The sequence below is a fragment of the Nonomuraea sp. NPDC051298 genome (assembly GCF_055586305.1).
This window is the reverse complement of sequence record NZ_JBVJIM010000007.1, coordinates 215167-227312: the sequence shown is the minus strand read 5'-3', so window position 1 is coordinate 227312 and position 12146 is coordinate 215167. Positions and strand designations below refer to the sequence as shown.

Here is a 12146-nt window from a genome sequence, read left to right as displayed (position 1 = left end):
CGGTCCGGCCGCGTAGGGTGCCACGCATGGCCATGCTCATCGGACGGGAACGACCAGCCGCGATCCTGCGCGGCGAGGTGGAGCGTGCGCTGGTCAGCCACGGGGCGCTGGTGCTCGTCACGGGCGAGGCGGGGGTCGGCAAGAGCGCGCTGGTGGCGGATGCGGCCGAGGAGGCCGTGCGCGGCGGCGCCCGGGTGCTCACCGGGGCGTGCTGGGAGGGTGAGGGAGCGCCCGGCTACTGGCCGTGGGTGCAGGTGGTCCGGCAGCTCTCGCCCGGTGCCACGCCCCAGGATCTGACGCGGGGCGACGGGGAGGCGTTCGAGCTCTACGACGCCGTGACGGGCCTGCTGGTGAGCGCCTCGCGGGAGCAGCCGGTGGTGGTCGTGCTCGAAGACCTCCACTGGGCGGACGCGGCGTCGTTGAGGCTGCTGGAGTTCGTGGTGGGGCATGCCTGGTTCGAACGGCTGCTGGTCATCGGCACCTATCGTGACGCGGAGGTGGAGGGCGCGCTCAGCCTGCCTTTGGAGGCCAGGGCCACGACGCTGGCCTTGGCGGGCCTCGATCGTGCGGGTGTGGGCCGGCTGGTGGCGCGTACGACGGGGGTGCCGCCGTCCGACGAGTTGATCTCGGAGATCCACCGGCGCACCGGGGGCAATCCGTTCTTCGTGGAGCAGACCGCCCGGCTGTGGCAGGGCGGCAGCCCGCTCGCCACGATCCCGCCGGGCGTGGAGGCGGCGGTGCGGCGGCGGTTGTCCCGGCTGGCCGACGACGTGCTCGACGTGCTGCGGATGGGGGCGGTGCTCGGGCGGGAGTTCGCGGAGGAGCCGGTGTCCACGGCCCTGGCCAGGCCGGTGCGGATGGAGCTCGACCAGGCCGTCTCCGCCAAGCTCGTCACCTCGGGCGGCGACGGGCACTACGCCTTCGTACACGATCTGGTGCGCGAGACCCTCTATGCCGACCTCGACGAGCCGGTCCTCGGCACCCTGCACGCCGCCGCCCTGCGCGCTCTGGACACGCCGTTGCCCGCCACTCTCGCCCACCATGCCTATCTGGCCGCCGTCCCGGAAGCACCCGATCTGCTCCTGGCCGCCGCCCGCGACGCCGAGGGGCGGATGGCCGACGAGGAGGCCGTCACGCACTACCGCCGCGCGCTGGAGCGCACTCCCTCCGCTGACCGGCGACGACGGGCCACGATCGGGTTCGACCTCGGCGTGGCCCAGCACCGGGCGGGGGATGCGGCGGCGGGGGTGCGTACGGTGGAGGCGGCGATCGCGATCACTCGCGGGCTGGACGCGCCCGACCTGCTCGCGATCGCGGCCCTGAAGCTGCACGACCTCTGCTACGCGGGCCAGGACCGCTGGACCGACTTCGTCCACGAGGCCCACCAGCGGCTGGTCCACGCCGGTGCTTCCCGGCACGACCCCCCGCCCCACCTGGGCGCCCCGCTCACCCCGGCGACCGGCGCACGGCCGGACGCGCAGAGCACGGGCGTGGGCACGGGCGTCGGCATGGGCGTGGGCCCAGGAGCGGGCCCAGGAGCGGGCCCAGGAGCGGGCGCTGACACGATCGGGGGTGCTCGGGCGGAGTTGTTGCTGGAGGTTCGGCGGCAGGCGTCCATGCGGGGTGACGGCGGAGGGCGGCTGGATGCGGCGGCGCGCGAGTTGAGTGAGGTCGCCGCCGACCTGGCCCGGCAGGGCGACGACGACGAGGCGCTCGGTTACAGCCTGCTGGTCCGGCTAGGCGCCATCTGGGGAGCGGGCACCACCGCCGAGCGCCTGGCCATCACCGACGAGCTGGCGGCCGTCGCCCGCCGCAGCCACGATCGGCAGCTCGACCTGACGGCCCGGTCCTGGCGCATCGGGGCGCTGCTGGAGCTGGGCGATCCCGGTTGCCTGGCCGAGCAGCGGGTCTTCGCCGCCAGGGCGGAGGGCTCCGAGCTGGCGCTCCATCGGCACGAGGCGATCGTGCTCAAGGCCATGTTCGCCACGCTGACCGGCCGCTTCGACGAGGCCGAGACGCACATCGACGCCGCCTACGAGCTGGGCGAGCAGCCGGGCATCGGCCGCGGCGACCTGCGCTGGCTGCAACGCTGGTCGGCCGCGCTGCTCCGGGGACGGTTCGACGTGGCCGACGACGTGCTCGCCGAGATGGAGGGCGCGGGCAGCCCGCACTTCCCGCTCTTCCACGCAGTGACGGCGGTGCAGCGCGGCGACGGGAGCGAGGCCGCCGTACGCCATCTGGCGGAGATCATGGCGTCCGGCGAGCAGTACCTTCGCTGGATGGGGCCGTTGTGGCTGAGGTTCCAGGCGCAGGCGGCGGCGCGGTCGAAGGATCCCGTGCTCTGCGAGCACGCGAGAGCGGCGATCTCCCCCTACGTCGGGCAGTGGGCGGTGACGGCCACCGTCGCCGTCGAGGGCCCGTACGCGCACTGGGTGGCGGTGCTCGACGCGGCCCAGGGGCGGTGGGACGCCGCGATCGACGGTTTCACCTCGGCCTACCGGGCCGCCGATCTCCTGGGCGCCCGCCCTTGGTCGGTCGAGTCACGGGCGCGTCTGGCCGAGGCGCTGCAGGCCAGAGGCGACGACGCGGCCGCGCTGATCGAGGAGGTGGAGCGGGAGGCCGCCGAGCTGGGCATGCTCGTACGCCTCCCGCGTCCCGGCGCCAACGCCTTCCGCTTCGACGGCGAGGTCTGGACGCTGACCTTCGGCGGCCGGTCCGTGCACCTGCCCGACTCCAAGGGGCTGGCCGATCTGCGCATGCTGATCGGGCGGCCGGGGCGGGAGGTGCCGGCGGTCGAGCTGCTCAATCCGGCGGGCGGGGAGGTCGTGATCGCGGCGCGCGGCCTGGGTGGCGACGAGGTGCTCGACGCGGAGGCCCGGACACGTTACCGCAGGCGGCTGGAGCTGCTCGACGAGGAGATCGACCGCGCGGTGGAGCTGGGCGACGATCGGCGCGCGGCCGGGTTCGACGCGGAGCGGCAGGCGCTGCTCGACGAGCTGCGTACCGCTGCCGGGCTGGGCGGCCGGCCGCGCCGCCTGGGTGACGAGGCCGAACGCGCCCGCAAGGCGGTCACCAACCGCATCCGCAACACCCTCCGCCAACTCGACCACCGCCACCCCGAGCTGGCCGCCCACCTGCGCGCCTCCGTCACCACAGGGGCGACCTGCCGCTACCGGCCGGACTCGGAGGTCCGCTGGACCTTCTGAGCGGCACGAACGGGCATGACGTTCTGGTTCGGTTCCGGCTGGGAGGCCCTGCCGACCCCCCGTGACCGATCCGCGCGTGCTTCGCCTCTGCCGTCTGCACGCCGCAGCACCGGGCGGGAAACCTGGGCCACGCCCCGTGAGCGGCTGGAGCCGCTGCGGGTGCTCGGCATCGAGGGAGTCTCCCATGGAGTCACCGGCGCCCCTGCACGGTGGCTGCGGCTGGCGGTGTCAGGACGCCCTTCCATGGCTCGCGCCCTGGACCGTCTGCGACGCCGGTCACCTGATTCTCAGCTCCCACCGATCGCGGGCGTCAGCAGGTGCCAGAAGTGATCTCGTAAATCGCGTACGGATCCATCCAGAACTTCTTCCTCGCAACGCCGACACCACCGCTCGTCCGACCTCTCGCGCTCGACCATCCGGCAAGCCAGGACCGCTCGATCCAGTTCAATGCGTTGGCCCGTCACCGCGAGCCCGAACTCGTTGAGCCGGCAGAAAGTAGTCGGATCAGCGCAAGCGAAACCCGCGCCAGGGGTGGCGACGTGCCTGTCCGCTGGACTCGGGCACGGCCTGCATGTCGTTCAGTGGCCGATACTCTCCAGGTCGGCCACGTCCTCCTCGGAGAGGGAGAGCCCAGCGCCGACGATGTTCTCGCGCAGATGGGCTGTCGATGATGTGCCGGGGATGAGCAGGATGTTCGGTGAGCGCTGCAACAGCCAGGCCAACGCAACCGACATCGGCGTCGCCCCAAGCCGGACCGCGACCCCCGAAAGCGCCTCGGACTGTAGCGGCGTGAAGCCCCCCAGCGGGAAGAACGGCACGTAGGCGATGCCATCGGCGGCGAGCCGGTCGACGAGGTCGTCGTCGTGGCGGTGGGCGACGTTGTACATGTTCTGCACGCACACGATCGGCGCGATACCTCGCGCCTCGGCGACTTGCTCGGTGGTGACGTTGCTGACCCCGAGGTGACGGATCAGACCCTCTCGCTGGAGCTCGACGAGCGTCTCGAACGCCTCAGCGAGCGAACCAGGCTTGGGGCCCTCGGCATCGCCCATGCGCATGTTGACCAGATCGAGCGCTTCGACCCCGAGGGACTGAAGGTTCTCGTGGACCTGCTTGCGCAGATCTTCGGGTCGCCGGGCCGTGGGCCAACCGCCTTGCCCGTCTCGGTTCGCCCCCACCTTGGTGGCGATGAACAGCGACTCCGGGTAGGGATGCAGAGCCTCACGGATCAGCTCGTTGGTGACGCGCGGTCCGTACGCGTCGCTGGTGTCAACGTGAGTGATACCGGCCGCGACCGCCTCACGCAACACGGCCAGGGCGCCGTCATGGTCGGCGGGAGGCCCTATGACCCACGGGCCGGCGAGTTGCATCGCGCCGTAGCCGAACCGGGTGATGGTTGAGTCGCCCAGTGTCCAGGTGCCGCCGGGAAGTGATGTGGTGGGTGCGTTCATCGTTGTGCCTTTCGTTTCTCACCGTGGGTGGCATCTTCGACCTCCCTGGACGAGTATTGGAGAGCTACTTCCCGTGGGGAAGTAGGCACTCAGAAGTGCGTAACTCACCCACAGGTGAAAGGCAAGATCAGTGACGACAACGAAGGCCGCCCAGAGGGCGCAGGCCAAGGCGGCGTACAACGCATTCCTGGCGGCATGCCCCAGCCGCCAGCTCCTCGACCGAATCTCGGACAAGTGGGTCGTGCTGATCCTTTGTGCGCTTGGCGGCGACACAGCAGACAAGTCCGACCAGCCCGGTACATCGAATGCCGCACGAACGATGCGCTACTCCGAGATCTCTCGCCTGCTGGCGGGAGTCAGCCAGAAGATGCTGACCCAAACCCTACGAGCACTCGAACGCGACGGTCTACTCACCCGCACCGTGACGCCAACCGTCCCCGTCACCGTCACCTACGAGCTGACCGACCTCGGCCTCTCGCTCCACCACCTGACACGCGACCTCAGGCACTGGGCACAGACCCACATGGACCAGGTCCTCGCCAACCGCGAGAAGCACGACGCCCGCACTCCTTGATGACCTGACCCAACCAACCGTCCGATACCGCCACGCTCTCACGCGGCGCACCCTCGATTGCGATGAGCCACTTCCATAGGCGAGGATGCGGCCGTCGGGGCTGCACGCGACCGGACGCGGACGCTTGCCGCCAGAGAACGACCCCGCGAGTGACTCCAGGCTGACAACTGTTCTCGGAGTCCGCATCGCCGAACAGCGGGACGTAGCCGCGCCTGTCGCCGCGATTCTCGCTCCGGCGGCCCACGACGCGCGACCGGCTCCCCTTCGGCGACCTCGCCGCCCGCGCGACCGCTGGCATCACCCGCGTCGAGGTGTTCTACGCCCACACGATCGCGCCCGCACTCACCGCCGTCCTCGTCACGTTCGGCGCAAACCTCCCCGTCACGCGCCGTCCTCGTCACACGCGGCGCAAACCGCCCCCGTCATGCTCGGCGCGACCGGGCATCTCGTGGTAGCCGCGCACCCCGCGCTCGCGGTGAACCTGCCAGCCGGAGCGGCGGTCTCCGGCTGAGCTGTGCCGCGGCTCGCCGTCCCAGCCCGCCCGCCGATCGCCGTCCAGGCCGGGTGGCGCCGACCCGGCCGACCGTGCCGAGCGGTGGCAGCACGGGCGGGCAGGGAAGGGGCAGATGTCAGCGGAGCTTGGCGAAGAACGTGGTGACGTCCTCGGCGAAGAGGACCGGCTGCTCGGCGGCGAAGAAGTGGCCGCCCTGGTCGTACTCGGCCCAGTGCACGATGTTGTGGTCGCGCTCGGCCCAGGTGCGGATCGTGACGTCGCAGGCCGTCGACACGAGCACCCCTGTCGGCACCGTGCCCCGCGCCGCGGCGGCCCAGTCCCCCGCCCCCGACCCTGCGTCTGACCCCGCGTCCGCGTCCGAGGAGCTCCAGGCGTTGTCGTCGCCGGTGGCCCAGGCGTCGCCGTCCTGGCCCCAGGCGCCCGCGTCGTCAGCGGTCCAGTCGGCGGCGCTCATGTTCTCGTAGTACCACTGCGCCGACGTCCCGGCCGTGCCCGTCAGCCAGTAGATGGTGGCGTTCGTGAGCATGAGGTCGCGGTCGAGGGTGTCCTCGGGCAGCCCGTCCACGGGCTCGGTCAGCTCCTTGAACTTCTCCATGATCCACGCGAGCTGCCCCACCGGCGAGTCGTGCAGCCCGTACGACACGGTCTGGGGCCGCTTCCACTGGGTCTGCAGGTAGCCGTCTTTGGAGTTCTCCATGGCGTCCCAGCGCCGCCGTTCCTCCGCGGACAGCGCGTCCATCTCGCCCTCCTGCCCGATCGGGAACGTGATCGCGGCGTTGAGGTGGATCCCCACCACGCGATCGGGCGCGTGCCTGCCCATCTCGGGCGCGATGAAGGCACCGGCGTCCCCGCCCTGCACGCCGTACCGTTCGTAGCCGAGCAGCGACATCAGCTCCGTGAACGCGCGGCCCGCGCGGGCGGCGTCCCAGCCGGTGCCGGACAGCGGGATCGAGAAGCCGAAGCCGGGCAGCGAGGGGATGACCAGGTGGAAGTCGCGTGAGAGCGGCTCGATGACGTCCAGGAACTCCACGATCGAGCCCGGCCAGCCGTGCAGCAGCAGGAGCGGCAGCGCCGTGGGGTTGTCCGAGGGGATGTGGATGAAGTGGATGTTCTGGCCGTCGATGGTGGTGGTGTATTGGGGGAGTTGGTTGAGCCGGGCCTCGTGGGTGCGCCAGTTGTAGCCGGTGCGCCAGTGGTCGGCCAGTTCCCGGAGGTAGTCGAGCGGGACTCCGCGTTCCCAGGAGGTGCCGGGGAGCTGGTCCTGCCAGCGGGTCCTGGCCAGGCGGTCGCGCAGGTCGTCGAGGTCCTGCTGCGGGATCTCGATGCGGAACGGGCGGATGGTCATGTCTCTCCTTGAGCGTTGTGGGCGGTGCGGGATCGGTCAGACGCGGAAGGCGCCGGCGTGCTCGGCCGCCCACTGGGCGAACGTGTGCCCCGGACGGCCCGTGACCCGTTCCACGGTCGGCAGCACGGTCAGCCCCATCTCCGGCGGGTTCGCGCCGAGCTGGACCCCGAACTCGATCATGTCCTCGCCGACCCCGGCCGCCAGCATCGAGGCGCGGTAGCCGTCCTCGGTCAGCTCCTCGAAGCGGATCTCCCGCCCCGCCGCCGCGCCGATCAGGCGCACCCGCTGCTCGGGGGTGAGCGTCTCCGGCCCGGTCAGGTCGTACGTCTCCCCGGCATGCCCGTCCGCCACCAGCGCGGTCACGGCGACGGCGGCGATGTCCGCCTCGTGGATCACCGCGCCGGGGTGGTTGCCGAAGACGCGTACCACGCCCTCGTCCCGGATGGAGTCGACCCAGTCGAGGGCGTTCGCCATGAACTCGACGCAGCGCAACTGCGTCCAGCCCAGTTCGCCGGCCCGCAGGGCGGCTTCGACGGAGGTCTCGTCCCAGCTACTCAGCACGCTGACGCGGCGCACGCCCGCCTTGGCGGCCAGCTCGACGAGTTCGGGCCCGTTCTCCAGCGGCGCGTAGTCGTCGCCGCCGAACGTGATCAGGTGCAGGCCGGTGACCCCCTCCAGCGCGGGCGCCACCGTCTGCGGGGCGGCCAGGTCGCCGCAGGCCACCTCGACCCCGGCGGGCAGCCGGGCCGCGGACGGGTTCCTGGTCAGGGCGCGTACGTGGGCGCCCCGTTCGACGAGCTGCGCCACGATCTGGCGGCCGACCGTCCCCGTGGCCCCGGTCACGAGAATCGTCATCCTGTCTCCTGTCGTTGAGGTGTTCTCGACAGGAGGGCGCTACACGCGAAGTAGCGCCCGCCACGCGGCCGGGCTCAGCCCCGACCGAGCCGCGCGCCCATCAGGTAGTGCTGCACCACAGGCCCGATGTCCCTGGCCAGCGTGTCGACGTCGGCCTCCGCCATCGGCGGGAAGCGCAGCACGTAACGGGTCAGGGCCAGGCCGAGCAGTTGGCTGCTGACCAGCCCGGCCCAGTACACGGCGTCGTCCGACCCCGTCACGCGGGTCGCGAAGGAGGCGATCTGCGTCTCGAAGACCTCCCGCATGCGCTCGGCCGCCATCGGGTTCGTGCTGGCCGAGCGCAGCAGCAGGACCAGCACGTCGTCTGCCTGCTCGCCCTCCCAGCGGGCCAGGAAGTGCCGTACGAGGACCTCGCCCATCCGCTCCGGCGCCGGCCGGTCGACGCTCGCGAGCCGCAGGTCCACGTCGACGGCGGCGCGGAAGAGCCCGGCCTTGCTGCCGTAGTAGCGCATCACCATCGAGGGGTCCACGCCCACCATCGAGGCGACGGCCCGGATCGTCATGGCCTCGTAGCCTCGCTCGACGAGCAGTTTTCTGGCGGCCGCGAGGATCGAGGTCCTGGTGGTCGCCGATCTCTCGGTGAACGCCATGACAACAAGTGTAGGCCAACGCTTGTAGGAACTCCTGAGGCACACGAGAGTGCCTCCCTGTCGGCTCCTCCCGCCCGAGGGGTCGAGGACCTCCACCCAATCACTTCGGAGGGTATTTGTATGATAACTAATGGTGAATACTAAAGAGACAGAACTGTCCGAGCACGCGCTGGGCCCCCGCTTCGGCGTTCGTCCGCGACAGCACCGAGATCGCCCATCTGCACGGCCTGTCCGACGGGAGCCTGCACCTGCTGCTGCCCGAGGGCGACGCGGCCGAGGCGGTGGACACGGGCTGGGCCGAGCCGCACCCGCTCGTCCACGAGGGACGCTGCCCGCCCACCCTGGTCATGCTGTCCCCGCCCGGCCCCGCAGCCGCTCGCCGCCTGCCGCACCCGCCCGCCGCAGCCGCTTGCCGTACCCGCTCGCCGAGCCACCGAGCCGGGCTCAGGTGAGCAGGAGGGAGCGGAGGGAAGGGGCAGGGAAAGGGGGGAAAACAATGAAATATCAACCACCGAACACCACCACGGACGCCGGCAGTCCACTCCCCAGCGACGAACTCTCGCTCACGGCCGGCCCCGCCGGACCCGTGCTGCTCCAGGACGTCTACCTGAACGAGAAGCTGGCCCACTTCGTCCGCGAGCGTGTCCCCGATCGCGTGTACCACGTCAAGGGCGGCGGCGCGTTCGGCTATTTCGAGGTGACGGCGGACGTCTCCCCGTGGACCAAGGCGGCCTTCCTCAACAAGGTCGGCAAGCGCACCCCGCTGATCGTGCGCTTCTCGGCGGTCGCCGCCGAGGAGGGCTACCCCGACACCGACCGCGACGTGCGCGGCTTCGCCATCAAGTTCTACACCGAAGAGGGCAACTACGACATCGTCGGCAACAACACGCCGGTCTTCTTCATCCGCGACCCGATGAAGTTCCCGGACTTCATCCATTCGCAGGAGCGCCTGCCCGACAGCGGCCTGCGCAGCAACAACATGCAGTGGGACTTCTGGACGCTCTCCCCCGAATCGGCCCACCAGGTCACGATCCTGATGAGCGACCGGGGCACCCCGCGCACCTGGCGGCACATGGACGGCTTCGCCAGCAGCACGTACCTGTGGGAGAACGCCGGGGGCGAGAAGTTCTGGGTCAAGTACCACTTCAAGACCGAGCAGGGCATCTCCAACTTCACCGACGCCGAGTCCCGGGCGATGCGCGCCCAGGACCTCGACTACCACCGGCGCGACCTGTTCGAGTCGATCACCCGCGGGGAGTACCCGGCCTGGCGCCTGGACATGCAGATCATGCCGTTCGAGGAGGCGGCCGACTACCGCTTCAACCCGTTCGACATCACCAAGGTGTGGCCGCACGGGGACTACCCGATGATCCCCATCGGCCGCATGGTCCTCGACCGCAACCCGGCGAACTTCTTCGCCGAGATCACCCAGGTGGGGTTCGAGGTGGCGAACTTCGTCCCGGGCATCGGGCCCAGCCCGGACCGGATGGTGCTGGGACGGCTGCACGCCTACGGCGACTCCAGCCGCTACCGTACCGGGACGAACTACAACCAGTTGCCGGTCAACCGGCCGATCAGCGAGGTGCACAGCTACAACAAAGACGGCCCCATGTGCTACCGCCACAACGACGGCCAGCCCGTCTACGCGCCCAACAGCTACGGCGGGCCGCGCGCCGATCCGGAGCGCTACCACGATCTCACCTGGCCCGTGGCGGCCGGGGAGATCATGCGTACGGCCTACGTCAAGCACCGCGAGGACGACGACTTCGTCCAGCCCGGCATGCTCTACCGCCAGGTGATGACGCCGACCGACCGGGACCATCTGGTCGAGAACGTCGTCTGGCATCTCAGCCAGGGCGTGGAGCGCTTCATCCAGGAGCGCGCCGTCAAGGAGTACTGGAACAAGGTCGACCGCGAGCTGGGCATGCGGATCGCGCAGGGCCTGGGCCTGGCGTCACCCGTACGGTAGCGGACCGGTGCCTGGGCGGGACCTCCCGCCCAGGCACCGGCCGCTGCGGCACTCACGATCCGCGCAACCCCGAGGGGTGGGGTCACGCCAGGACGGGGAAGTTGGCGCGCAGCACCCCGTGCGGGTCGCGGGCCCGCTTGATCTCCCGCAGCCGGGCCAGGTCCGCCTCGGTGAAGGCCGCCGAGGCCCGCTCGCCGCTCCCCAGCATCGTGTACGGCTTGCGCCCGCTCACCAGCCCGCCGAGCACTTCGGCGAACTGCTCCTGCCGGATGCTCGCGGCCCGCGCCATCTCGGGGGTGGGCGCGAGCCCCAGCAGGGAGAGCAGGTACGGCTCGGCGAGGGGACCGCTCGGCCCCGCGTCCGGCCGCGCGGCGGCCAGCGCCCCGCCCAGGTGTCTGAGCTGCACGCCGAGCAGCGGCTCCATCGGGGCGTCGAGCAGGATCCCGGCCGCCGTGTCGTCGAGTGCGGTCAGCAGTTCGCCGCGCGAGCGCCCGGGTGACGGGTCGGTGGGGTCGGCGCAGATGTCGCCCAGGTCGGCCACGGCCATCGGACGCCGCTGGTCGGCGATCACATCGTCGATCTTGTCGAGGCTGCCGAGCAGCGCGCGCCCGTCGGTCTCGTCGCCGAGGAAGGCGGCGTCCACGGTGACCATGGGCGGCGCCTGCGGGAGCTGGACCCGGTTGAACCACAGGCTCAGCTCGTCGGGGGCCTGGAAGGTGATCTCGCGGAAGGCGTCGAACACCTCGCGGGCCCGATGACCAGGCCAGATCGTCCGGCCCCCGTAGAGGGCGGGCGCCGGATGCAGTTCGAACTCGACCGCCGTGACCACCGCGAAGTCGCCGCCTCCGCCGCGCAGCGCCCAGAACAGGTCGGGGTCGGAGTCGGCCGTCACCGTCGCGGGCTCGCCGTCGGCCTGTACGACGTCGAACGAGCGCACGCTGTCGGCGGCGAAGCCGTACCTGCGGCCGAACCAGCTCAGCCCGCCACCCAGGGTGAAGCCGGTCACGCTCACGATGGGGCTGCTGCCCGCCAGCCCGGTCAGCCCCAGCGGCCCGGCCGCGGCCAGTACCTCACCCCACTTCACGCCCGCGCCCACGCGGGCCACCCGCTCCCCGGCCCGCACCTCGACGCCGCCCAGCAGCCCGGTACGCAGCAGGATGACCCCCTCGGTGTCACCGGAGGCCCCGTGGCCGCCCGCCTGGGCGCTCACCGTGAGCCCGGCGCGGCCCGCGTAGCGGACCACGGCCGCGACGTCGGCCGCGTCGCGGGCCTCGACGATGGCGGCGACGGGTTGTCGGACCGCGAGGTTCCACGGTTTGGCCGTCTCCTCGAACCCGTCGTCGCCGGGCAGCAGCACCCGGCCCTCCACCGCGCCGCGCAGATCGGTGTTCGTCATGTTCGTCCTCAGCTCCTGTGTCGTTCGTCGGCCGGTGGCCGTCGTGCGTCACCGCTATGACGGACGCGAGGGCGGAAACGTGACCGGGCGGCGGAAGAACCTCGCACGCCGCCCATGACTCCCGCGCCCTGGCAGTGACGCCGCACGCCAAGGATGCCGCCCGGCACCGACAAATTCCGCTCGCCC

General features: G+C 71.2%; 9 protein-coding genes and 1 pseudogene. 4 read left to right on the top strand and 6 right to left on the bottom strand.

Annotated features, from left to right (window positions below; genetic code table 11):
- The first annotated feature begins 26 nt into the window (after positions 1–26).
- Positions 27–3206 (top strand): ATP-binding protein, encoded by a 3180-nt coding sequence (locus ACZ6S0_RS22515; protein WP_465920812.1) that lies wholly within the window; start codon positions 27–29, stop codon positions 3204–3206.
- 338 nt (positions 3207–3544) lie between these two features.
- Here ACZ6S0_RS22515 and ACZ6S0_RS22510 read toward each other — a convergent pair.
- Positions 3545–3730 (bottom strand): annotated as a pseudogene (locus ACZ6S0_RS22510) (hypothetical protein); the annotation flags it as partial.
- Positions 3731–3784: 54 nt separating this feature from the next.
- Positions 3785–4657 (bottom strand): aldo/keto reductase family oxidoreductase, encoded by an 873-nt coding sequence (locus tag ACZ6S0_RS22505; RefSeq protein ID WP_465920808.1) that lies wholly within the window; start codon positions 4655–4657, stop codon positions 3785–3787.
- A 130-nt stretch (positions 4658–4787) separates the two neighbouring features.
- Between ACZ6S0_RS22505 and ACZ6S0_RS22500 the strand changes: the two genes are divergently transcribed.
- A complete protein-coding gene (locus ACZ6S0_RS22500) occupies positions 4788–5231 on the top strand; it encodes a winged helix-turn-helix transcriptional regulator (protein WP_465920805.1) in 444 nt (147 codons plus the stop codon).
- A 629-nt stretch (positions 5232–5860) separates the two neighbouring features.
- Here ACZ6S0_RS22500 and ACZ6S0_RS22495 read toward each other — a convergent pair.
- The 3 genes from ACZ6S0_RS22495 to ACZ6S0_RS22485 form a co-directional block, all read right to left on the bottom strand.
- On the bottom strand, positions 5861–7090 hold the full coding sequence (locus ACZ6S0_RS22495) for an epoxide hydrolase family protein (RefSeq protein ID WP_465920803.1): 1230 nt from the start codon (positions 7088–7090) through the stop codon (positions 5861–5863).
- 36 nt (positions 7091–7126) lie between these two features.
- Complete coding sequence (locus ACZ6S0_RS22490) at positions 7127–7945, bottom strand: NAD(P)H-binding protein (RefSeq protein WP_465920800.1); 819 nt, start codon at positions 7943–7945, stop codon at positions 7127–7129.
- Positions 7946–8019: 74 nt separating this feature from the next.
- Positions 8020–8595, bottom strand: a complete 576-nt coding sequence (locus tag ACZ6S0_RS22485) for a TetR/AcrR family transcriptional regulator (protein ID WP_465920798.1) — start codon at positions 8593–8595, stop codon at positions 8020–8022.
- A 137-nt stretch (positions 8596–8732) separates the two neighbouring features.
- Between ACZ6S0_RS22485 and ACZ6S0_RS22480 the strand changes: the two genes are divergently transcribed.
- Together ACZ6S0_RS22480 and ACZ6S0_RS22475 are read left to right on the top strand one after the other, a co-directional pair.
- On the top strand, positions 8733–9047 hold the full coding sequence (locus ACZ6S0_RS22480; RefSeq protein ID WP_465921181.1) for a luciferase domain-containing protein: 315 nt from the start codon (positions 8733–8735) through the stop codon (positions 9045–9047).
- Between the two features lie 44 nt (positions 9048–9091).
- Positions 9092–10564, top strand: a complete 1473-nt coding sequence (locus ACZ6S0_RS22475) for a catalase (RefSeq protein WP_465920797.1) — start codon at positions 9092–9094, stop codon at positions 10562–10564.
- Between the two features lie 82 nt (positions 10565–10646).
- On the opposite strand, the gene ACZ6S0_RS22470 is transcribed toward ACZ6S0_RS22475, so the two are convergent.
- Positions 10647–11960 (bottom strand): FAD-binding oxidoreductase, encoded by a 1314-nt coding sequence (locus tag ACZ6S0_RS22470; RefSeq protein ID WP_465920795.1) that lies wholly within the window; start codon positions 11958–11960, stop codon positions 10647–10649.
- Positions 11961–12146 lie beyond the last annotated feature (186 nt).